Annotated in this window: 24 protein-coding genes; 18 read left to right on the forward strand and 6 right to left on the reverse strand. The window is 33.9% G+C overall.

Annotated features, from left to right (window positions below):
• Positions 1-52: 52 nt before the first annotated feature.
• The gene (locus AVL50_RS29930) at positions 53-475 is read right to left on the reverse strand and encodes a response regulator (protein WP_062621278.1); all 423 of its coding nucleotides are present in this window, start codon (positions 473-475) and stop codon (positions 53-55) included.
• Entirely contained in the window at positions 472-1,620 is a 1,149-nt protein-coding gene (locus AVL50_RS29935) for an ATP-binding protein (RefSeq protein ID WP_062621279.1), read from the reverse strand. The genes AVL50_RS29930 and AVL50_RS29935 overlap by 4 nt, the downstream gene beginning before the upstream one ends.
• Before the next feature lie 369 nt (positions 1,621-1,989).
• On the opposite strand from AVL50_RS29935, the gene AVL50_RS29940 reads away from it, so the two are divergent.
• The gene (locus AVL50_RS29940) at positions 1,990-4,173 is read left to right on the forward strand and encodes a prolyl oligopeptidase family serine peptidase (protein WP_082796070.1); all 2,184 of its coding nucleotides are present in this window, start codon (positions 1,990-1,992) and stop codon (positions 4,171-4,173) included.
• A 304-nt stretch (positions 4,174-4,477) separates the two neighbouring features.
• Here AVL50_RS29940 and AVL50_RS33870 read toward each other — a convergent pair whose 3' ends face one another.
• On the reverse strand, positions 4,478-4,636 hold the full coding sequence (locus tag AVL50_RS33870; protein WP_157491697.1) for an SMI1/KNR4 family protein: 159 nt from the start codon (positions 4,634-4,636) through the stop codon (positions 4,478-4,480).
• Between the two features lie 139 nt (positions 4,637-4,775).
• On the reverse strand, positions 4,776-5,339 hold the full coding sequence (locus AVL50_RS29945; protein WP_062621287.1) for a DinB family protein: 564 nt from the start codon (positions 5,337-5,339) through the stop codon (positions 4,776-4,778).
• A gap of 776 nt (positions 5,340-6,115) precedes the next feature.
• Here AVL50_RS29945 and AVL50_RS29950 point away from each other — a divergent pair.
• The 11 genes from AVL50_RS29950 (at position 6,116) to thiD (ending at position 15,039) form a co-directional block, all read left to right on the forward strand.
• Complete coding sequence (locus tag AVL50_RS29950) at positions 6,116-7,060, forward strand: SDR family oxidoreductase (RefSeq protein ID WP_062621288.1); 945 nt, start codon at positions 6,116-6,118, stop codon at positions 7,058-7,060.
• 103 nt (positions 7,061-7,163) lie between these two features.
• A complete protein-coding gene (locus AVL50_RS29955) occupies positions 7,164-7,670 on the forward strand; it encodes a hypothetical protein (protein WP_062621290.1) in 507 nt (168 codons plus the stop codon).
• Positions 7,671-7,674: 4 nt separating this feature from the next.
• The gene (locus AVL50_RS29960; RefSeq protein WP_062621292.1) at positions 7,675-8,598 is read left to right on the forward strand and encodes an AraC family transcriptional regulator; all 924 of its coding nucleotides are present in this window, start codon (positions 7,675-7,677) and stop codon (positions 8,596-8,598) included.
• A gap of 51 nt (positions 8,599-8,649) precedes the next feature.
• Positions 8,650-9,810, forward strand: a complete 1,161-nt coding sequence (locus AVL50_RS29965) for an acyltransferase (protein WP_062621295.1) — start codon at positions 8,650-8,652, stop codon at positions 9,808-9,810.
• 161 nt (positions 9,811-9,971) lie between these two features.
• Positions 9,972-10,604, forward strand: a complete 633-nt coding sequence (locus AVL50_RS29970; protein WP_062621296.1) for a LysE family translocator — start codon at positions 9,972-9,974, stop codon at positions 10,602-10,604.
• Positions 10,605-10,781: 177 nt separating this feature from the next.
• Positions 10,782-11,036 (forward strand): nicotinamide mononucleotide transporter, encoded by a 255-nt coding sequence (locus tag AVL50_RS29975; RefSeq protein WP_063850997.1) that lies wholly within the window; start codon positions 10,782-10,784, stop codon positions 11,034-11,036.
• Between the two features lie 6 nt (positions 11,037-11,042).
• Complete coding sequence (locus tag AVL50_RS29980; RefSeq protein ID WP_062621300.1) at positions 11,043-11,849, forward strand: GNAT family N-acetyltransferase; 807 nt, start codon at positions 11,043-11,045, stop codon at positions 11,847-11,849.
• Positions 11,850-11,904: 55 nt separating this feature from the next.
• Complete coding sequence (locus tag AVL50_RS29985; RefSeq protein WP_157491687.1) at positions 11,905-12,738, forward strand: hypothetical protein; 834 nt, start codon at positions 11,905-11,907, stop codon at positions 12,736-12,738.
• Positions 12,739-12,897: 159 nt separating this feature from the next.
• Positions 12,898-13,392 (forward strand): hypothetical protein, encoded by a 495-nt coding sequence (locus AVL50_RS29990; protein WP_157491688.1) that lies wholly within the window; start codon positions 12,898-12,900, stop codon positions 13,390-13,392.
• Positions 13,393-13,591: 199 nt separating this feature from the next.
• A complete protein-coding gene (gene tenA / locus AVL50_RS29995) occupies positions 13,592-14,245 on the forward strand; it encodes a thiaminase II (protein ID WP_062621305.1) in 654 nt (217 codons plus the stop codon).
• Positions 14,233-15,039, forward strand: coding sequence for a bifunctional hydroxymethylpyrimidine kinase/phosphomethylpyrimidine kinase (gene thiD / locus AVL50_RS30000; protein ID WP_062621307.1), 807 nt, complete (start codon positions 14,233-14,235; stop codon positions 15,037-15,039). The genes tenA and thiD overlap by 13 nt, the downstream gene beginning before the upstream one ends.
• A gap of 77 nt (positions 15,040-15,116) precedes the next feature.
• Here thiD and AVL50_RS30005 read toward each other — a convergent pair whose 3' ends face one another.
• The gene (locus AVL50_RS30005; protein ID WP_062621309.1) at positions 15,117-16,199 is read right to left on the reverse strand and encodes a bestrophin family protein; all 1,083 of its coding nucleotides are present in this window, start codon (positions 16,197-16,199) and stop codon (positions 15,117-15,119) included.
• Between the two features lie 239 nt (positions 16,200-16,438).
• On the opposite strand from AVL50_RS30005, the gene AVL50_RS30010 reads away from it, so the two are divergent.
• The 4 genes from AVL50_RS30010 to AVL50_RS30025 all read left to right on the forward strand — a co-directional run bounded on the left by AVL50_RS30010 (position 16,439) and on the right by AVL50_RS30025 (position 19,268).
• Entirely contained in the window at positions 16,439-17,290 is an 852-nt protein-coding gene (locus AVL50_RS30010) for a patatin family protein (RefSeq protein WP_062621311.1), read from the forward strand.
• A 67-nt stretch (positions 17,291-17,357) separates the two neighbouring features.
• Entirely contained in the window at positions 17,358-17,924 is a 567-nt protein-coding gene (locus AVL50_RS30015) for a Crp/Fnr family transcriptional regulator (protein ID WP_062621312.1), read from the forward strand.
• Between the two features lie 149 nt (positions 17,925-18,073).
• Positions 18,074-18,388 (forward strand): multidrug efflux SMR transporter, encoded by a 315-nt coding sequence (locus AVL50_RS30020; RefSeq protein WP_062621314.1) that lies wholly within the window; start codon positions 18,074-18,076, stop codon positions 18,386-18,388.
• Between the two features lie 10 nt (positions 18,389-18,398).
• Positions 18,399-19,268: an SDR family oxidoreductase gene (locus tag AVL50_RS30025; RefSeq protein WP_062621316.1), complete on the forward strand. Its 870-nt coding sequence runs from the start codon at positions 18,399-18,401 to the stop codon at positions 19,266-19,268.
• A 95-nt stretch (positions 19,269-19,363) separates the two neighbouring features.
• Here AVL50_RS30025 and AVL50_RS33180 read toward each other — a convergent pair whose 3' ends face one another.
• On the reverse strand, positions 19,364-19,501 hold the full coding sequence (locus AVL50_RS33180; RefSeq protein WP_157491690.1) for a hypothetical protein: 138 nt from the start codon (positions 19,499-19,501) through the stop codon (positions 19,364-19,366).
• A 335-nt stretch (positions 19,502-19,836) separates the two neighbouring features.
• On the opposite strand from AVL50_RS33180, the gene AVL50_RS30030 reads away from it, so the two are divergent.
• Positions 19,837-20,469: a LysE family translocator gene (locus AVL50_RS30030; protein WP_062621318.1), complete on the forward strand. Its 633-nt coding sequence runs from the start codon at positions 19,837-19,839 to the stop codon at positions 20,467-20,469.
• Positions 20,470-20,666: 197 nt separating this feature from the next.
• Positions 20,667-21,134: a pyridoxamine 5'-phosphate oxidase family protein gene (locus AVL50_RS30035; RefSeq protein WP_062621320.1), complete on the forward strand. Its 468-nt coding sequence runs from the start codon at positions 20,667-20,669 to the stop codon at positions 21,132-21,134.
• The last annotated feature ends 18 nt before the right edge of the window (positions 21,135-21,152 follow it).

Raw genomic sequence — 21,152 nt, forward strand, 5'->3', positions numbered from 1 at the left:
TTCAAGGTATTATTCTTGAAGTACTGCTTTTTTGTTTTACTAAAGATCTGGTTTAAGCATCAAACCTGAAACCATAATGAGTGGCTAATACAGTTTTGATTTTTGTTTTGTCCAAAGTCTTATTGATAAGTTCTGTTACGCATCTATAAGAATCCGCTTTCATTTTATCCAAAGGGTTAACTGATGTGGTCAATACAACAATTTTGGTATCCTTGAATTTTTCATCAAAATCATTTAATAAATATTTATCCAAAAACTCCCATCCATTGATTCTTGGCATATTGAGATCAAGAAAAATGAGGTTGGGGATATGAATGGTAGAAAGGGGTTTTGAAAGATATTCCAAAGCTTCTTCTGCATCTTCACAAAAGACGGGGTGATGAACAATATCCATGGCCTTGATGATTGTTGCATTAAAAAAATTTGTTGCCTCATCGTCATCAATGCACATAATGCAATCTAATTTATTTTTCATTTTAATTTCTTACAAAGCGTAAAACAAAACTTAGTGCCTTCGGGATTGTTTTTCTCCACCCATATTTGTCCTTCATGCAGGTCAATTACTTTTTTACAGATCGATAGACCAATTCCAGAACCGTCAAATTCATTTTTCTTATGTAATCGTTGAAATACATGGAAAACCTTTTCATAATATTGTTCATCAATGCCAATACCATTATCACTTACTTCAAACTTCCACTTTTGGGGTTCTTCAATACACACAACCTCTACTTTTGGAGTTCTTTCAGGATGTTTGTATTTGATAGCATTACTTATCAGGTTTTGAAACAAAACTTTCAACTCAGATTCATAACCTTTTACTGTAGGAAGGTCATTGACTATTATTTCAGCCTTCTCATTCATTATTGTTCCTGCTAGATTCTCTAGCACACCATCTACGATTGTTTTGGTATCCACTTTATCCAATTCAAGTTGTTTCCCTATGATATTATAATCAATCATGCCTTTAAGAAGCACTTTCATTCTCTTAGTCGCAGTTTCTATATAATCAAGATATTTTATTGATGTTGCATTGGATTCGTCATTTTGGAGTTCTTCTTGTAGCAACATTGAAAAACTTTGTATAGTGTTAAGAGGCTCACTTAAATCATGTGAAGTAACGTAACCCATTTGCTCTAGTTCATAGTTTTTCTGGGCAATTTTCTCCATAGAATCTTCTAATTTCTTAGCGTAGTTTCTACTTTCAGTAATGTCATGCACACTGCCAATAAGCATTTTACACTTTCCGAAGTGATCAAAGATAGGAGCAATTCTTACCTCTCCAATTTTAGTGCCTGTGGGATAAGGAGTAATTTCTTCCCAACTTACACTTGCTTTTGTTGCAATTGCAGTTTCATATTTTCCTAAAACCATTGATAAAGAAGGTTCTGGAATTACATCCTTTACATTTAGACCTACCACTTGCTCACGTTTTAAACCTGTGGCGTTCAAGAAACTTTGATTGACAGAACTAAAGATGTAATCTCCTGAATTATCAACATTTAGAGCAAAAATCACATCTCCAACGGTATCATAAATAAGAGATAGTATTTGATCTTTCTCTTTTAAAATTTGGTTATAGGAATCTTTTCTGAATCCTTCCGAATAATTAGTAGACATAGTGTATTAATAATAATAGTAGTCGGTTCCATTAGGAACAAAATAGTTAGTGATTTTATGGACAGAAAGCAGTTTTGGGTTGACTTGTTGTGTCAATCATAATTTTCACAATAATAATTTAATAAATGATTGTGAGAAGTAAAAGAGAATTGCAAAATGATCCTATAATAATGAAATTCGACGTTCTCACTTAAAACCATTCGGTAAATTATTTATACATATCAAAGATATAAACTATAGACGTTCCAATAATGTTTTATTTTTGGGTGAAGAAGAATAGGGATAAATCTTTGAATTAATTTATATTTGAGGCAAATAGATAAAAACCTAACAAAGTAAATTATTTTAATAATACAAAAAACTAATATAATGAACTTCAATAAAAGCAATCACTATTGTTTGTACACTATTATCTTTCTCTTTTTCAGTCATTTGGCAGTATTTGCACAGAAGGAATACAAGTATCCTCTTGCTCCTAAAGGAGATTTTACGGATGTGTATTTTGATACAACAATCACTGACCCTTATCAGTGGATGGAGAACCCTAGTGATCTGAGGTTGAATGTATGGTTGGAACAACAAGGGAAATTGACCAAGAAAGAGGAAAATAGCCATACTCGAAGTGCCACATTGAAAGAACAAATTGCAAGTTTGTATGTCGATGTGAAACAAAAAAGAATGAAGAGTTATGTAGAAAGAGAGCGGAAACTAAAGAGTAAATATGAATTTAAAAATGTATTCAAAAATGTGAGCCGTACGCCAGATATTAGTTACAGATTAAGAGGAAAAGGTAACTTTAAAACTTTAGTTAAGGTAAAAGACTTTCAAAAAAACAAAGGTGATAATGTTGTAATATTGAGAAAAGTAGTCAATGATGAAGAAGGATTGGTGGCAATTATTATGTCTCATAACGGAAGTGATTGGAGAGAAGCCTATTTCTTTGATTTGAAAACTGGAGAGCGATTGGAAGATCATCTAAAGTATCTGAGAACATCAAGTGAGATTATATGGAATGGTAGAAACGTATATTATGACCGGTACAAGCAACCTGAAGAAGGAAAAGAACTTTTAAATAAGGCCGTTGGCCAAGAACTCTTTTACCACAAGCTAGGAACTGATCAGACGGAAGATAAAAGTCTTTATAAACACATTGATGTTACAGGAACAAGTCACTTCTATTATAAAAAAATGGGAGACAAAATCTTCTTTCAACATTATTATAAACACAAAGACAAGTTTTTAAAAGCACTTTCTTATGCAAATAATGATCCTGAGTCTTTCTACCTCAAGGATTTCATTATATACCCGAATGATAAAAAGATCTCCCTTACTGTAAAAGATGTCTTTGGAGATACAGTGTTAATTCAGACCAATTGGAATGCACCCAATGGGAAAGTATTAGGCGCTAATCTTAAAGAACGTAATAAGCTTTTTGAAATTATTCCAGAATATGATGTATTGCTCAGAGGAGTTTATCGATTGGGTAAAGATAAAATAGCTAATATTTATAGAAAAGAAGGAAGCTTCTTGGTACTTGTTTTTGATTTAGAAGGGAAAGTATTAAAGAAAATTGATATTGAAGAAGGAAAGAAAATAAGTTATTTAGGGGAAAAAAATGAGAATGCAAAGTTTACAGAATTTTGTATTTCTTCATTCTATCATCCTGATTTATGGTATCAGATTAATTTGGGAGACCTATCTGTAAAACCAAGCAAAACAATTTCTGTTCCTTATGACCCTGATATGTTGGAAACTAGATATGTAAAGTATAAATCCAAAGACGGCACAGAGGTTCCAATGTATATTACATGTAAAAAAGGACTGAAATTGAATGGTAAAAATCCTACAATCATTTATGGTTATGGTGGTTATGGTCATACGGTTGAACCTTCTTTTGATGAAGCGAAAGCATTATGGTTGTTGCATGGTGGAGTCTTAGCAATTCCAAATATCAGGGGAGGTGGAGCCGTTGGTGGTAAATGGGCGAAGGAAGGAAGAAGATTAAATAAACAAAATGCTATTGATGATTTTATTAGTGCGGCCGAATACTTAATTGATCAAAAATATACTAACAGTAAAAGATTAGGTATTAATGGAGGCTCACATGGAGGTTTATTGGTAGGGGCAACAATTACACAAAGACCTGAGCTTTTCCATGCCGCAATTATTGATGCTGGTGCATTAGATATGCTTCGTTTTGAAAAATTTACAGTGGGTTCAGTGAGTACCAATTTAAATGAATTTGGCAGTGTGTCCGATTCTTTAGACTTTAAGAATTTGGTCTCTTATTCTCCACTGCACAATGTTAAAGAAGGAGTGAAGTATCCTAATGTTTTATTAATCACAGGAGATCATGATGATAGAGTTCCTCCCTTACATTCTTTTAAATTTTTAGCAACATTGCAGGAAAAAGGTGATCCTACATCCAAATACTTACTTTATTTGACTGAAGGAGCAGGGCATGGAGGTGCACTTAATGTGCAATCATGGATTGATCAATTACTTTTTAAGTATTATTTCTTTTTTGATCAACTGGAACTGAATTTTTATTAAGCAAGATATTTCAAACATGCTCTAAGTACCAAGCCAAAATTATCTCCATCATAAACCCATGCATTAATTCTTGGGTTTACGATGGAGATAATTTTGTATGGATTTAATAGACTTTTTCGGAATCTTCATCAATGAGTTGTAGTAGTTCTAAAATTGTATTGCAAACAAAATCTTTAGTGTAGTGATTATTGAATATTCCCTTTTTGTCTTTTATATACCCGAAATGATGACTCGAAATTAGATAATCGCAAATCGGAATAAAGTCTTTTGAGTTCTGATGAGATTCATACTCCTCTTTTATTCTTTAGATTGGAAATAAAGAAAACATATTAGGAGTCCAATCCAAATTACGAAATCCATTGATATGATTATAGAAAGTTTTGAAATCTTCAGGAAAATCAAAGTTGACTTCTTTTTCAACAGTATTAATTTCTTCAATAGTAACTCCTGGATTTAAAGAGATGACTTTGTTCTACCAATATTTTATGGTTTGTTTAATCATATTTTTTTTTCAATGACATATAGGTTAGCCATTTATCAATGTTCTGTAAGTTGAGTAGGGGAACTGCAAGGGCAGACTAGAATGAACTATTATGGAAAAATTATTCAGGGAGCCTATTTTTCACCAATGCTATTTGCCCCATATGATTGGCTGAATGTTCCATTACATGAAACCATACCCAATGATTATTGATACCTTCATCTACATTTTCTGCAAACCAAGCATCATCTTTTGTTTTAAGACCTTTGAGTGTTTCTTTTCTCACTTGATCCCAAAGATCTAGATAATACTTAATCGGTTTGCCTTTTAATTCCTTTCTGCTTTTTTCGCCTAAACTACTCGCAACACTCCAAAATTCTTCTTCTTTTTCAGTCCAAGTTCGTCCTTTTAATGTCTCTACTTGATAATAGGATTCAGTAGCCACCAAATGCATAATTAAGGCTCCAATACTGTTTGCTTTTTTGTCAAACATAAAATCTGTTTCCGCCTGATCTAAATCAGCTGTCATTTCGGTGATCCTGCCTTTCAAGTCTTCCAGCATATCCACCATTATTCCAATTTGGGTTGAATATCCTTTTTCTGGTTTGATTTCGTATTGTGCATGAACGAATGAAAATGAAAAACATAGAAGTAGTAGTGCGAAGAATTTCTTTTTTAATCTCATTTTATTTATGATTTGGGGTGTGTGAAGAGAAGATAATTTAATAGTAGCTAGAGGCTGTTATTTGCCCAACTATTATGGTAAATACATTTGATGTAAATAATAGGTCATCAGAAAATTCTTGAATATTAATAAAAACAATCTAAAGATAATTTAATCTTTTAGAGGGTCCAAGCTCCTTTTTTGTCATGTTAAATCATTAATTACCAGTCTTTACAGGTTCAAAGGAAAATATTTAGTACACTGTAAACTAAGTTTTCGTTATTTATAGTATTTAGAAATCAGGAGATTTCTCATGATCTGAAGGACACGAATGATGCTAACGCTTAACATTCCCGCCATTGAGCTTTCTACCATTATAGTTTGGCAGTACTCCCCCTGGCATTGAAGGGAAAAGTGTTAAGAATTTCATGAATTGAGCCGTTAAAAATGATTTTCTTGTTTGAGCAAAGCGAGTTTAAAATCATTGAGGCGAGTGGAATGAAATTTAGCTTTTGACTTCTAAGCCTAGATTTTTTTCTTCGTTTTTCATCAATGGAAAAATGAAGAAGAAGGAAGCTTGAAAGTAGGACATAAAAGCCTGTAGAATAATTGACTGAAAGTTCACGGTAATCTAGTTTACAATGTATTTAGTTTATCGCTATATTGAGCTAACAACACCTTAAAAACTAGCAGTTTACCAAAATGTGCACATCGGATGCCAAAATGTTTAAGTGAAATGGATCCATTGCTAGCGACCTTTGTAAGGTAATATTTGTATTCACTAAATAGTAATTATCATGGCTAATCAATTTGGTAGAAAAGGATGGACTCCTGAAAGAATCGGTAACTTAGAAGGGAAGACGTATTTGATCACTGGAGGCAATGGAGGTGCAGGTTTCGAAGCTACAAAAATTCTTCTGAGAAAAGGTGCTGAAGTAGTCATGCTCAACAGAAGTGCGGCAAAATCAGAAAAGGCTATTGAAGACCTGAAAGTACTATTTGGTGCTGATGCAAAGATTTCCTACATAGAAATGGATTTAGCAAACCTTGCTTCTGTGAGAAAAGCAGCGGAAAAAGTAAATCAAACTGTTCCTAAAATTGATGTACTGATTTGTAATGCCGCTGTTGCTCAAGTGGCTAAACAAGAATTTACAGTAGATGGTTTTGAAAGTCAGCTAGGTACCAATCACTATGGACATTTTCTATTGAATAATTTATTGTTTGATAAGATAGAACAATCCAACGGTAGAATTGTGGTTGTGGCAAGTGAGGGGTATAAAATGGGGATCAAAACCATTCAGTTTGATGATATGAACTGGGATAAAAACTATGAAGCAAATGCTGTATACTCCCAAAGCAAGCTTGCACAAATGATGTTTGCTTATGAATTGCAAGATCATATCAAAAAGAGCAATAAGAATGTGAGTGTTTTCGTTTGTCACCCTGGAGCTTCTAAAACTTCATTGATTAAAAAAGATGCTCCTTTAGTGACCAGAATTACATGGGCTATTTTGGCTGCTTCACCTTTGGTACAGTCTGCCGAAAAAGGTTCTTATCCTGAATTAATGTGTGCCACTGAAGAAGGATTAAAACAAAAAGCGTTTTATGGCCCAACAGGAATGAATTATTGGACTGGGCCAGTAGGTGAATGTAAATTGGAGCCTCATGCATTGAATAAAGATGTGATGAGCAGATTATGGACTTTGTCTGAAAAGGAAACAGATTGTCAGTGGAATTTCTAGGCATACTACATTGAAACTCTATATGCGTCACTTTAGACACATCATGTGAAAGTCAATGAAAATTGAATTCAAAGAATAATCATTACAAAATCAATATAAAACTATGGATATTTTAAAAGCAGCAACAGATTGGGGAAGAGCAGAGGCATTTTCGATCTCATTTTTCATTCTCTTCGGAATTCTATTTATCATTACAGGCTTAGGTTTCTGGCAATTGGGTAAAACTGAATTTGCAAGAGGATTCATCTACCCTATTTCCATCGCTGGTATTTTTATGCTGGTATCAGGACTTGGTTTATTCTTCTCTAATAAATCAAGAGTTGCTAGTTTTGAGTCTGCTTATACCGAAGATGCTAGTGCTTTTGTTATATCGGAGATAGAACGTGTGGATAAAACAATTGCCACTTATCAAACTGCTGCTTTTAAAGTTTTCCCTGCCATTGCAATATTAGGTGCTTTATTGATTATGTTTATGCAAAAACCGGTTTGGCAAGCTACTGGTGTAGCAATCGTGGCCACCATGATGGTCTTTACCGTCATTGACAGTAATGCAAAAGCAAGGTTGGAAAATTATAAAGTTGAGCTAGACGCTTTTACTTCTAATCAATAGTAAAATGAATAATATCGTTTTTAATAATATCACAGAATTCAACAAGGCTCAAAATTTACCTGCTCCAGAAAACCCTCTTTTTACGGTGGGATGCAAGATTTTGAGTGCTGAGGAAATTCAAAACTGTGTTTCATCTCAAACCGAAGTGAGTTATACCAATCGGTTTTATATTATTAGTTTGAAGAATATTGTATCAGGTGAATTAATTTATGGCAGAACAAAATATGATTGTGAAACTGGAACCATGTTTTTCTCTTCTCCTGATCAAACGTATATTTTAGAAGATATTATTGTAAGTTCTGAATCGTGGTTTATAGCATTTCATGAAGATTTTATTGCTGGAACGGACATTCGAAAACGCATTAAAAATTACAATTTCTTTAATTATAATATCAATGAAGCGCTGCATCTTTCGCCAAAGGAAGAAAATACCATCAAAACTATTTTTAAGACGATTGAGACAGAGTATCAAAACAATCAAGATGAATTCAGTAAGGACATCATCCTTACCCACTTGGAAGCTTTATTACGCTATGCTGACCGTTTTTACAAACGTCAATTTTTAAACCGTAAAGACATCAACAAAGCACTTTTCACACGTTTTAAAGACATATTGGACCAATACTTCCAGAGTAATCAACTGGAAGAGAATGGCATTCCAACTGCCGAGTGGATAGCAAGTCAACTGGGAGTAAGCCACCGCTATATGCGGGATACGATCAAAGCAGAAACAGGAAAAACGGCCGTGGACCAAATCAATTTATACCTTGTAGAAGAAGCAAAAAACCTGTTGCTTGGTCCTAATGTTTCCATTTCTGAAACAGCTTATAAACTTGGATTTGAATATCCTCAATATTTCTCTCGATTATTTAAGAAAAAAACGGGGCTGAGCCCCAAAGAATACATTGAACATGCGAATCAAAATTAATTTGTTTTCAGAATGCTATATTTACGGTGATAAATATAGCATTCTGACTTCATGACAAAGTTTTTAACAGTAGAGATCAGTAAAAAAAGAATTTATGGACTAGATATCCTCAGAGCCATCGCCATTTTATTAGTGGTGATCAGTCACGGTAAATACTTGTTACCCAACCGAACTTTCTTTCTTCATGATATGATCGATTTTGATGGTGTATCCATTTTCTTTGTACTCAGCGGGTTTCTGATTGGGGGAATATTAATTCAATTACTGGACCAGCATCAACCGACCAAAACACTCCTTATTGATTTCTGGACCAGAAGGTGGTTAAGAACACTGCCCAATTATTTTTTGATCCTTTTTATACTGTGTGGCATTAATGTTTACTTTGGAAATAATCTGAATTTCTGGGTCCTCAAAGATTACATGTTATTTAGTCAAAACTTATTTTCAGAACACCCCAACTTTTTCCCTGAAGCGTGGAGTTTAAGTATTGAGGAATGGTTTTATTTGATCACTCCCCTATGCCTTTATTTCTTGATACTTGTCTTCAAAATTAAACCCAAGCAAGCAATCATCACTTTAGCTTTTACTATTTTAACTGCGGTACTTTTCTTCCGTTTTTACCGATTCTCAATCCTCGAAGTCAATACATTTGACCACTGGGATTTGTTGTTTAGAAAACAAGTGGTTACAAGACTTGACAGTTTGATGTTCGGTGTAATTTGTGCCTACATACAATACTACTCCAAAAGCAATTGGTTGAAATACAAGAAACAGTTACTCCTTATTGGCATTGCAATTTTTGTGATCATTAAAAGCTTATACCTCGCTCAAATTATCACAATTACTGGAGCCTATAATTGCGTATTTTCATTTTCAGTCATCTCCTTAGCTACGGCGTTTCTTCTTCCTTACTTCAGTGATTTAAAATCAGGCGAAGGCATCATTTACAAAGGAGTTTCATTTATCAGTCTCATCTCCTATTCCATGTATTTATTGAACTTGTCAGTAGTGCAATTAAGTTTTATCAATGTCATTCCTTGGAGAAACTATATTGAAAGTAGTTACATTTTTGTGCCTCTAAAGTATGGGTTGTATTGGGGTTTAACCGTATTAGGATCAGTGCTGATTTACAAATTCTACGAACTTCCAATTATCAAATGGAGGGATAAAATCAAGATAAACAAAGAGAAAGTTACTACAAAAACAGTTTGACATTTTCCTTTTCAAAACCAACAATAGCTTTTTACATTTACTCGAAAATATTTTAAAGAAGGCGATAATCATTACGTTTCAATCCTCTTCAAGTGAATAAAAGATTTTTTATCAGATCTTTGGGATACTAAACTTTTAATCAAAACTTCTCAATCTATACTATGTTTGGCATTGTCAACTTTGAAACTTTCTTACTCGCAGGAATTATTTTGAATATTACTCCAGGTTCCGATACCATGTATATTCTCAGCAGGAGTATTTCACAAGGTAAAAAAGCGGGAATTCTTTCGGCTTTAGGGATTGCTTCCGGTGCTTTAGTTCATATCTTATTTGCCACATTAGGACTCTCTGTTCTACTTGCAAAATCCGCCATGGCATTTACTGTTTTAAAATATGCAGGAGCTCTTTATTTGACATTTTTAGGGATAAAAACAATCCTTCCCAAAAAAGAAGAGGAGTTCTCAATCAAGGAAGAACTTCAAGAGGCTAACTATAAAAAAATCTACTTATCAGGAATTTTGACTAATGTTTTAAATCCTAAGGTGGCATTGTTTTTCCTCGCTTTCCTTCCTCAATTTATTCAAGAAGATCATGTCACTGATTCCATTCCTTTTTTGATACTCGGTTTCACTTTCCTCACAACAGGAACCATTTGGTGTTTAATACTAGCATTATTCGCTTCTAAATTATCCCATAAAATCCGACAAAATTATAGACTACAGAAACGATTGGATAAATTAAGAGGAGGTATTTTTATTGCAATGGGAGTAAAACTTGCACTTGCTAGAAGGTAAAAAAGTCCACTTCATTAACTCTATTTTCTTCTCTTTTTCAGAAAAAAAAGAAGAAAGATTGAAAACAGAAAATAGAAAAATTGCAATTGATAGTTGATGCAAGTTTAGTTTATAATGTTATTAATATTTTGCTCTATTAAGCGAATAAATTGACAAGTTAGACTTACAAATTAAACGATGGATAATATATTTGAATACTACTTAGTAGACTGGCTTGGTATATCCCTTAGCCTTTTGGCGGTATACATGTTAGGCAACAAAAATCAATGGGGGTTTATCATCTTTGCATTGTCTAATATTGTTTGGGTTTACTTAGGCTTATTTCCCATGAACAGTTTAGGTACGGCCATCGGCAATGCCATTTTTTTTATCATTAATATCAGAGGTTTTATTAACTGGTATAAACAGCAACCTGAAACTCAAAGCAAGTAATTTTATATGATATTCGAAGAATGCACCATATCAGACTTAGAAGCAATTGGAGCACTTCAACCTGAGGGATGGCCTGACATTATTCCAAAATTTGAGGAGTACATAGATCAGGAATTTTCTTTTCCTATCAAGGTCAGTATTGATAACGAAATTGTGGGAATAGGTTGTGCCATTGTATTTAAAAAAACAGGTTGGTTGGCTCATATCATTGTAGATTCAGAGCAACGTAACAAAGGAATTGGGCTTGCAATTGTAAACTATTTACTTGAGCTTCATAAAGCAAATGGAGTTGAATCAAGTTTATTAATAGCCACTGATCTCGGTGCTCATGTTTACAAAAAAGTGGGTTTTAAAACAGTATCAAATTATCTTTTTCTAAAAAGAGAAAGTGGTATTATGAAGGTAAATCTAGAATCCAAAAAACTGATTCCTTATCAGGAAGAACATTACCCGGAAATTCTAAAACTTGATTATAAAATCACAGGTGAACATAGGCGACCACTTTTAATGAAGAGCTTAAAAGATGCCGTTATTTTCAAAGAAAAGGATCTTATACAAGGAGCCTTTCTGCCCAATTTAGGTGAAGGTCTTATCATAGCTACCACTCCAGAAGCTGGAATTGAATTGATGAAATTAAAGTACTCGACTGTGGATAAAGCTGTGATTCCAGAAGAAAACAAGATAGGTTTAGAGTTTCTATTAAAAAATAGTTTTCAGCTTTCACCCTCAAAAGGACAACGGATGCTTCTTGGAAATGAAGTGGCATGGAAAGCTGATGGTTATTTTGGTAGAATCGGCGGGAATTTTGGTTGATCACCAAAGGAATAATTTTAAAATGAAAAGCTAGTTTATAATTAATATCTATACTATGAGCATTCTATTGAATTTGACGTTTCTTTATTTATCATTCATTGGCTTCGAGGTTAATCTTTTAGTGCAGAATGATGAAAAATTACCTTTTGAAACTAAAGAAGTAATTATTGACTGGGGTGGTGTCAAAAAAGCAAAAGCATTACTCTTAGAACAGATTAATGCTAATCCGACAAAATGCGATACCTATATCTATCAATTTTTTGAAGAATATTCTGTCATAGAAAATAAGGTCAATGAACAATTATTTGCATTGTCAAACTATGATTCTCTGAATACTTTAGCCTATGCACCTAATGATACTATTTATGAAGTGGCTATAAACTTTGAAATACAAGCAGAAGACAATGGGTTTACAGTGGCAATGTCTGAAGGGATGATTTTCCTTTCCAAAAATACTTCTTTCATAAAAAAGAATTTACTCGACAAGATTGACTCTACCTCAATTGAATTTATCAATCTTTATTGTGATGAATTGGATAAGGTTTGCTGTGAAGATGCATCAATAATTATTGATGAGAAAGAGCTTGTAGAAAGAGCCTATCGATGGGGTGAAATGTCTAAAAAATCGGAAGAATTAAAATATGCAGAAATTAGTGAAGATACATTTAAGCATTATCTATACCTTATTTTTGAAGGACAAGATAACAGTCCTTCTTTTGAATTTACCACACATAGTTTTAACCCAAAACTTATTCATCAAATGACAAAAGTAACCCAAAAGCATCCTGATTCAAGGGCTTCTGCCTATTTCAAAACGTTTCTTGATCTACTAGCAAAATCTGAATACAAGAAAAGTGAAGAAATTAAACAATATATCCACAGTTTATAACTGCATTCTTTATTCCGCAATACCAATTAAAATTTCTTTCTTAACAGAATAATTCAGATCTTTAGTGCAGTAAACTATTTTAAATAAATCAATGCTGAAATTAGCCTCATTAATGTTAGTGAGGGCTATTGGCAATTAATGATTACAAATCAAACAAACATGAAGATTTCTAAAGCTTTCTTTATTTTACTATTCGTAAGTACAAACTTGTGGGCACAAAATGTTGAGATTCCATCCAATGTCAAATTTGAAAGTGCTGATGATTACAAAAAAACAGAACAACTGGTACTAGAAGCCACAGACTGGCTTTTGAAAACGCCAATTTCAGAAGAAGCTAAAAAGCGAAATGAGGTCAATGATTTCTTAATGAAATGGATGGGTGGAAGTCCGTCGGTTTCTATTAATTTAGTTCCGGGGATTGTTCCTTTTGATTCTCCAGATTGTCTAATGTCATTTATGAGTGGTTGGGTCAAATACAGTCTGCAAAATAACTACTCAAAAGACAATGTAGAATGTGCAGTAGCTGGTGCTCAGAATAGCATTGAGTTTTATATAAAAAATAAAGCACAGCTTGGAAAAAATTCTGATATGGAAAAACTCGTCAAACAGGATAAAAAAGGAAAGCTCAAAAGTTATATTGAGCAAAAATTTTAATCAAGGACAACTCTACTCATGAATTCAAAATGGGTAGAGTTTTTTTTATCTTCACTATTTCTTTAAAAATTCTAAAATCTTTACTCCATTTAAAACACTTCACTTACTTCTTAGTAGGTAAGGAAATATTGTATTAAATGATTTACTTTGCTCTTAAACAGAAAAGAGCTTAACAAGCAACCAAAACTTAAAACATCTTATGACAAACTGGTATGAAGCAATCAGTGAAAAAACTGATTACATTTTACAAGAAATATATAAACATCCTTTCATCAAAGATTTAATGGAAGGTACGCTTTCGAAGGAAGTATTCAACTTTTATATCAATCAAGATTCTATCTATTTAGCGGAATACAAAAAGATCTTGGCGGAAGTGGGGATAAGATGCGAAGACGATCAAGATACTCAGTTTTTCTTAGGATCAGCCACGGGTATTATTCATGTTGAAGATGCTTTGCATGAGAATTTCTTAACTGGTGAAGAAAGAACAACTCAAGCCTCTCCTACTTGCGAATTGTACATCAGTTATTTATCGAGAATTGTACATACAAAATCATTAGAAGAAGGTCTTGCTGCAGTATTGCCTTGTTTTACAATTTATAAAGAAGTGGGGGATTATATTCTTGCCAACCAAAGCAACAAAGGCGACAACCCTTATCAAGATTGGATCAATACCTATGGTGGTGAAGCGTTTGCTAACTCTGTAAAAAAGGCGGTGGATATTACCAATAAATTGGCAAGTGAAGCTTCTCCTGAAAGAATTGAAAAAATGAATGAAGCCTTCGAAAAAGCATCGAAATTGGAATGGATGTTTTGGGACAGTGCATACAACAAAGAAGCATGGAAAGTATAAAAACAACTTATAAAAGTGTATTGACTATTGCTGGAAGTGATTCTGGCGGTTGCGCAGGTATTCAAGCCGATATCAAAAGTATTTCGGCTTGCGGTGCTTATGCGGCAAGCGTAATTACGGCAACTACGGCTCAAAATACACAAGGAGTGACAGATATTCACGCTCTTCCAGTTGCCCATCTTGAAAAGCAACTAGAAGCAGTGTTTAGTGATATCGATTTTAGTGCGATTAAAATCGGTATGCTTCATTCTTGTGAGGTGATTGAAACAATTGCCTCAAAGATTTCGGAGTATAACGCCAAAAACATTGTACTCGATCCGGTGATGGTAGCCACTTCTGGTGATGTTTTGATTACAGAAGATGCTATTGAGTGTTTGAAGAAATTATTTCCTCAAGTCGCTATCATTACACCAAACCATAAAGAAGCGGAACTGTTAATTGGCCATGCTATTGATCAGGAAAATGTTGAAGCGACTGCTAAAGAAATCGGATCACAATTCAAAACTTCAGTGTTACTGAAAGGTGGTCACTTTGGTACTGCTGAAATGCATGATGTGCTTTATGAATTTCCGACAAGCAAAACTACCGTTATTAAAAACCCAAGAGTAGATACAACAAATACGCATGGCACAGGCTGTAGTTTATCGTCTAGTATTGCTACATTTTTAGGTAAAGGTAATGATCTGGAAAATGCGGTGAAGAAAGGTTGCAGTTATGTCAACAATGCCATTACTGAGGGGAAAGATAAGGTTTTAGGAAAAGGAAATGGTCCGATTAATCATTTTGGGCTTTAAACTATTTCACCTCAAACAACCACTCCCTCCTTCGATAATAATTTGAAGATGGGAGTGGTTTCTTTTAAAGAGATACTTTACATCTGCATTCCTTTTTGCTCCGGAATTGGGGCAGGAATAGAAGCTGGATCATCTCCTATCATTTGACGGATATCAATCTCGATTCCTCTAGCCATGGTTGTAATTGGAACATCATTGGCAATGCCTTCAAACGGATTTTCTGACACCTCACCAATTCGCTCCATTGTATGGAAAATCCACGATATAATCACACTAAAAGGTATAGAGAGCCAAACAAATCCCTCACTGATCACCCTCACATAGGGAGCAGGTTCATTGTATTGGTTTAAAATCGCAGTGCCTATTTCATCAAATACGTTGATTACACCTAGAGGAAGTAATAATATAAAGATCCAGATGAAAAACAGGTTCAATGTAGCAAACTGACGTGGATATGGAAAGTTTTTGATTCTCTCCAATTTACCTTGTAAGGTAAATAACTCCACCAGCTGATTCTCCATTTCCAAGAAAGAAAATTCCCAAATATGACCGCTTTCCTTTAATTTCTTAAGCTGATTGGATTGAAGATTCAAACATGCTCCCTGCTTATTAGTTTGGCTTAATACATACTTCTTTTCAGACTCAGATAAATAGCCTTCCAACTCTTCTTCCAAGGTGTAAATACGCTCATTGATCTTTACATCTTTCATGTACTCCAAGTCAGAATGATTTCTACTTGATCTCTCCCAAGGTTTAGGTACTCTCAAAGCATGTCTTAATGATGTCATCCATGCGACGTGCCTTAATATCATTTCTTTTCTTACTGCAAAGAATTCCTCCTCTGTCTTTTCGTCTTTTGCATGTTCATTTGATAAATAAGCATTGGTCATCATTGCAAATGAACGAGATGTGTTCACTATACCACCCCATACTTTTCGAGCTTCCCAAAGTCTATCATATGAGGCGTTATTTTTAAACCCCACAATAAAAGCCAAAGCACTACCCACTAAAGCAATTGGCAGCCAAGGTAAATGAATAAATTTCCAATCCAATATTTCATATAATACTGTCGGAATTGTAGCAATGACCAGGAACTTGTAGATATTTCTACGTGTCCACATCAGCATTATTTTTATAGAATAGTTTCGTTTTACGTACATTATTTAAATTGCTTATTTACATAAAATCGCATTAAAAACTGCTCAAAACACAGTTATATTCAATTGTTTCACAAATAAACTTATATTAGTATACTTTAGAAACTATAACAAAGTATATCATTTAAAATAGTGGTTACGAAAAGGTAACTTTTAAGGAAATAAGGAAAAATAATCCAATAGGATTATTAATTTTAAGCCTTCTAAATAGATACACCCATTATTTACTTTGAAACTAAACTATGAAAAACAAAGTCGCTTTAGTGCTTGAAGGAGGTGGTTCGAGAGGAATGTTTACCGCAGGAATTCTCGAATCATTTTTGATCAATAATATAAATTTTGATTCCATATTTGGTATCTCTGCGGGTGCATTATATGGTGCTTCTTTTGCCTCCAAACAATTTGAGCGAAATAAACATCTGAATACATATGTGGAAGACAAACGTTATGGGGGATTCAAACATTTACTATTGAATGGCTCCTATATTTCATGGGATTTTATCATGGGAGATATTGCTCACCGTCTCCTTCCTTATGACTATGATACACTCCGCACTTCCCCTGATTTTCATGTTGGTGTCAGTAATTGCAACACTGGAAAAGCTGAGTTTTTCGTCATCAATCAATTAGATAAACCTGACATTGTCACTGTACTCACTGCCAGTGGTTCCCTGCCCTTTATCTCACCCATTGTAAAATACAAAGGAGAAGAATATTTAGACGGCGGATTGACCAATTCTATCCCTTTTGATGTTGCATTAGAGGAAGGTGCTGATAAAATTGTAGTTGTACTCACAAGGCCTGAAGGCTATGTAAAATCTGACATGAAATTCACCTCCTTTTCAAAATGGTTTTATAGAAAATATCCTAAAGTGCATACCTGCTTGGTCAACCGAGCACAACTATACAATGAATCCATCAAAAAACTAAAAGAACTAGAACAGCAAGGTAAAGCCTATATTATTTATCCAGAGGAAGAATTGAAGGTCGATAGAGTGGAGCGTAAAGTGCATAAAACGGAGGCCATTTATAATGAGGCCATTGCTTATTGTAATAAATTGACGCCTGAGTTGGAAAAATGGATGGGTGCGTAAAAGGCCCTAATCTTCACAAAGAAATGAATTATCTTTACTTCCTAATTCAAAATTTACTACTCGTTAAATGAATTCCATTAAAGAACTCTTTGTAAATAGATACAGTTTATCGCCTGAAAACTTTGATCTTTTCTATTCGAATATCACTGAAGTGACAAGATCAAAAGGTGAGGCGATTATTAGTAAAGGTGAAATTCATCATTCGGTCTATTTTATTAAAAAAGGAGCCGTAAGAAGTTACTATATTAATGCTGATGGAAAAGAAATTACGTATTGGTTTGGTTTTGAAGGAGACGTTATCGCTTCATTAGGCAACTTTGTAGAATCAAAACCCTCTCTTGAAACCATAGAATTATTGGAGGATGTTGTGCTATTGAAAATTGATAGGACTAAATTAATTGAACTTTATAATACCAATGTTGAACTGGCCAATTTTGGAAGACAATTGGCTGAAACTGGCTTGCTGGAAATGGAACAGCAGATACTATTGAATCAAGTGACGGATGCTAAAACGAGATACCTTTCTTTAATTGAAAAGCATCCTCAAATTCTTCAGAGGGTGAAACTGGGACAAATTGCTTCTTATTTGGGTATTACGCAGGTGACATTGAGTCGTATTCGTGCACAGAAATAGCTTCTTCAAACCATTTCTAAAATACATTTCATATTTTTTGTGACCCTTCGGGCAATCACATAGGATTGCCCCCACATTTTAACATATGTAAAAAGAATTCTCATCGACCTCCCCTACTTTTGTTCTGTAATCAAAAAATACAAAACACTATGGGTTGGATCTATTTATTATTATCCGGTTTGTTTGAAGTTGCATTTACAACTTCCATGAAAATGTCAGAGGGTTTTTCCAACTGGAAAGGCATTGTAGGTTTCTTCATTTTTGGAGCACTAAGTTTTAGCTTGTTATTGAAATCGATGCAGAGCATTGAGATGGGAACGGCCTATGCGGTGTGGGCTGGAATTGGGGCCAGCGGAACCATATTAATGGGTTTCTTTTTCTTCGATAATCCTTTCAATTGGAGTAAACTTCTCTTTCTCTCACTTATCGTTATCGGAATAATAGGTATTAAACTCAGTCACTAAAATTATTACTATGAAAAATATCACAATCATTGGGGCTACAGGGGCACTTGGTTCATCCATCACAAAAGAATTAATAAAAAAAGGAGTTCAGGTTAAAGTTGTTGCTAGAGATGTAGAAAAGGCACAATCACTATTACCTGAAAAAGCTAAAATAGTCTATGGTGATGTAGCCGACAAAGATAGTCTTAGAGAAGCTTTAACGGGTACAGAGACCGTTTACCTTAATTTGAATACAACTTCTTGGAATGAAAATGCTACCTTCTACCCCGAACGTGAGGGCATCATAAATGTGGTAAATATTAGTAAAGAATTGGGTGTAAAACATATCATGCAAATTGTAGGCATTGACTCTTCTAACCCAGAATTTGCTACTACTGGTATGATTTATAAAACCAATCTGATTCGAAAACCAGCCATGGATCATTTGAAGAAATCAGGATTGAATTATACTTACTTCCATTGTTCTGTTTTCTTAGATTCCTTCCCAACTTTTATTCAAGAGGAAGAATTTGCCATCATCGGACATCATCAATTTCCAGTGTTCTTCACAAATACAATAGACTTGTCTGAAAATATCTTTAATGCAATTGACAATGAAAAAGCCTATAATCAATCGTTCACTATCCAAGGTACTGAAGGTATTTCGTTCCCAGAAGTAGCAAAACGATTCTTAAACGCTTATAACCCCAATATTAAAGTGACAGAGTATCCAATGGATATTATTCAGCATCTTGGTTTGCCGAGTAAAGAGGATGAAGATTTTATGGAACATCTTCTCACTTATGTAGAACAACTAAAAGAAGAACAAGTCTCTGAATCTACTTGGGAGGTATTGGGCAAACCTCAACTTTCTATTGAAGATTTTGTCAAGACGCTTTAATATAACAATGAAGGTTTTCCTACTTACTGATAAGATGGAGAACCTTTTTCTATTTCCTTCAAACAGCTTTACTAAGTTTTCGTTATTTATAGTGTTTAGAAATCAGGAGATTTCTGGTGATCTGTAGGACACGAATGACACTGAAGCTTAACATTCGCGCCTGTAGGCTTTCTACCCAATTTGTTTGGTAGTGCTTCCACTGGCCTTGAAGGGAAAAGCGTGAAGAATTTCATGTATTGAGCCGTTAAAAAATGATTTTTTGTTTGAACAAAGCGAGTTTAAAATCATTGAAGTGAAATTTAGCTTTTGACTTCTAAGCCTTAGCTTTTGCTTTTTTTTTTCATCAATGGAAAAAAGAAGAACATAAAAAGCTTGTAGGAATATCAAATGGAAGATGACGATAATTAGTTTACAATGTAATTACCCATAAAAATTGAAATTAATTCAAAACTGATACTACGTCAATTCTTGCTATACACAAAAAATGCTTTTAAAATTCAATTAACTAACTTATTTTTAATGGTTTAGTTAACAACCAATAGAGAAGCTTCATTTATACTTTCAAAATATGATACCAACTAATGACATTCTTTTGTTTGCCTTAGCGGCATTCATCATGGTCCTTTCTCCTGGGCCCAACATGATCTACCTAATTTCAAGATCGCTTTCACAAGGAAAAAATGCAGGAATCATCTCTTTATTGGGAGTCATGTGCGGTTTTTTGTTTCATATTTTAATGGTTTCTTTTGGTTTGACTGCTATATTTTTAGCCATTCCGTATGCTTATACAGTGGTGAAATTTTTAGGGGTAGGCTATCTCCTTTTCCTGGCTTATAAATCAATAAAATCCGACACTGAAATTTTTAATACAAATCAAGAATTACAGTCCTACAAACCGCTTAAATTATTTAATATAGGGTTGATGACAAATGTCTTAAATCCTAAAATGTCTGTCTTTTACCTCTCCTTCTTTCCGCAATTTATTAAACCAGAAAATGGCTCTATTTTGGGACAAAGTTTTCAACTAGGCGTTGTCCAAATCACTATAAGTTTTGCTGTCAATTTTATGATTGTTATTTCTGCTGCTAAGATGGCAACTTGGTTCTCTCAAAAGCCGATTTGGGCTAGAATTCAGAAATGGTTTATGGCTTCAGTATTGACAGGTTTAGCCGTAAAAATGGCTTTTACTAAAGCACGATAAAAATTTAGAATCATCATAAGTACTAACCTTAAACTAATTCTTAAATATTTTGTGTAAGTACAATTTAAAAAAGCGTGAATAGTAATTCTATTGATATTTTTTTTAAGGCAGTAACCACATTATAACAAGAAGAATTACGATTAATTACTTTTGTATTGGTACTTCATTTCATCTATTTATAAATCAACTGACACCCAATGAATACAGAAATTAAAGAATGCATAGAGAAAAGTGTCCTATGCTGGTTGGCTACCGCTTCTTCCAATGGCGAACCTAATGTTTCTCCAAAAGAAATTTTTAGAGCCTATGATCAAGATAACATCATCATTGCTAACATAGCGTCACCAAGTACTGTCAGGAATATAAAAGAAAACCCTAAAGTTTGTGTGAGCTTTATTGATATTTTTTCTCAAAAAGGGTTACAAATTAAAGGTGATGCTGTTGTTATTAATCATGATCATTCTGAATTTCACGAACTGGAACCTTTGCTACTTCAAATGACGAATGGCAAATTTCCATTTAATTCCATTACGAAAATTAAAATTGTAAGAACAAAACAAATATTAGCTCCTAAATATTTTATGTATCCTGACACAACAGAACAACAACAGATTGAAAGTGCTTTGGATACTTACGGAGTGAAATTAAAAGATACTGAAGGCTGACCTTCAAAAAAATTACAG

This window comes from Flammeovirga sp. SJP92 (assembly GCF_001583495.1).
GTDB lineage: Bacteria > Bacteroidota > Bacteroidia > Cytophagales > Flammeovirgaceae > Flammeovirga.

Bases quoted from the DNA above. Each gene is read 5' to 3' on its own strand.
- AVL50_RS29970 (WP_062621296.1), top strand. From the start codon at position 9,972: ATGTTTGGCATTGTCAACTTTGAAACTTTCTTACTCGCAGGAATTATT.
- AVL50_RS29980 (WP_062621300.1), top strand. From the start codon at position 11,043: ATGATATTCGAAGAATGCACCATATCAGACTTAGAAGCAATTGGAGCA.
- AVL50_RS29965 (WP_062621295.1), top strand. From the start codon at position 8,650: ATGACAAAGTTTTTAACAGTAGAGATCAGTAAAAAAAGAATTTATGGA.
- AVL50_RS30035 (WP_062621320.1), top strand. From the start codon at position 20,667: ATGAATACAGAAATTAAAGAATGCATAGAGAAAAGTGTCCTATGCTGG.
- AVL50_RS29940 (WP_082796070.1), top strand. From the start codon at position 1,990: ATGAACTTCAATAAAAGCAATCACTATTGTTTGTACACTATTATCTTT.
- thiD (WP_062621307.1), top strand. From the start codon at position 14,233: ATGGAAAGTATAAAAACAACTTATAAAAGTGTATTGACTATTGCTGGA.
- AVL50_RS33180 (WP_157491690.1), bottom strand. From the start codon at position 19,501: ATGAAATTCTTCACGCTTTTCCCTTCAAGGCCAGTGGAAGCACTACCA.
- AVL50_RS30015 (WP_062621312.1), top strand. From the start codon at position 17,358: ATGAATTCCATTAAAGAACTCTTTGTAAATAGATACAGTTTATCGCCT.
- AVL50_RS29990 (WP_157491688.1), top strand. From the start codon at position 12,898: ATGAAGATTTCTAAAGCTTTCTTTATTTTACTATTCGTAAGTACAAAC.
- AVL50_RS30020 (WP_062621314.1), top strand. From the start codon at position 18,074: ATGGGTTGGATCTATTTATTATTATCCGGTTTGTTTGAAGTTGCATTT.
- AVL50_RS29985 (WP_157491687.1), top strand. From the start codon at position 11,905: ATGAGCATTCTATTGAATTTGACGTTTCTTTATTTATCATTCATTGGC.
- AVL50_RS29950 (WP_062621288.1), top strand. From the start codon at position 6,116: ATGGCTAATCAATTTGGTAGAAAAGGATGGACTCCTGAAAGAATCGGT.
- AVL50_RS29955 (WP_062621290.1), top strand. From the start codon at position 7,164: ATGGATATTTTAAAAGCAGCAACAGATTGGGGAAGAGCAGAGGCATTT.
- AVL50_RS30005 (WP_062621309.1), bottom strand. From the start codon at position 16,199: ATGTACGTAAAACGAAACTATTCTATAAAAATAATGCTGATGTGGACA.
- AVL50_RS30025 (WP_062621316.1), top strand. From the start codon at position 18,399: ATGAAAAATATCACAATCATTGGGGCTACAGGGGCACTTGGTTCATCC.
- AVL50_RS30010 (WP_062621311.1), top strand. From the start codon at position 16,439: ATGAAAAACAAAGTCGCTTTAGTGCTTGAAGGAGGTGGTTCGAGAGGA.
- AVL50_RS29975 (WP_063850997.1), top strand. From the start codon at position 10,782: ATGGATAATATATTTGAATACTACTTAGTAGACTGGCTTGGTATATCC.
- AVL50_RS29935 (WP_062621279.1), bottom strand. From the start codon at position 1,620: ATGTCTACTAATTATTCGGAAGGATTCAGAAAAGATTCCTATAACCAA.
- AVL50_RS29960 (WP_062621292.1), top strand. From the start codon at position 7,675: ATGAATAATATCGTTTTTAATAATATCACAGAATTCAACAAGGCTCAA.
- tenA (WP_062621305.1), top strand. From the start codon at position 13,592: ATGACAAACTGGTATGAAGCAATCAGTGAAAAAACTGATTACATTTTA.
- AVL50_RS30030 (WP_062621318.1), top strand. From the start codon at position 19,837: ATGATACCAACTAATGACATTCTTTTGTTTGCCTTAGCGGCATTCATC.
- AVL50_RS29930 (WP_062621278.1), bottom strand. From the start codon at position 475: ATGAAAAATAAATTAGATTGCATTATGTGCATTGATGACGATGAGGCA.
- AVL50_RS29945 (WP_062621287.1), bottom strand. From the start codon at position 5,339: ATGAGATTAAAAAAGAAATTCTTCGCACTACTACTTCTATGTTTTTCA.